1 protein-coding gene is annotated in these 216 nt (G+C 24.5%); it reads left to right on the top strand.

Annotated elements, in window-relative coordinates; translation table 11 throughout:
- Positions 1–211: hypothetical protein (locus tag BUE91_RS07045; RefSeq protein WP_180371196.1), on the top strand; the 211-nt coding region annotated here is incomplete at its 5' end.
- Positions 212–216 lie beyond the last annotated feature (5 nt).

The following is a 216-nucleotide window of genomic DNA, read 5'->3' on the forward strand; positions in this document are numbered from 1 at the left end:
ACAAAAAGATTTGGTTGTCGAAGGGTCGGCTAATAAGGGTAAAGTTACATATACTTATATTAATTTAGCTGGAAATAAGATTACTTTAAAAAATCAATCTATAAGTAGAAGTAATTTTTCTGATAATGAAAAAAGATTAAAAGGAGAAGTAATATTTGATAATTCAGTATACTACTTATCTAGAATAAATGACACTATTTTATCGCTTTAACATTT

It is taken from the genome of Streptobacillus notomytis, assembly GCF_001902585.1.
GTDB lineage: Bacteria > Fusobacteriota > Fusobacteriia > Fusobacteriales > Leptotrichiaceae > Streptobacillus > Streptobacillus notomytis.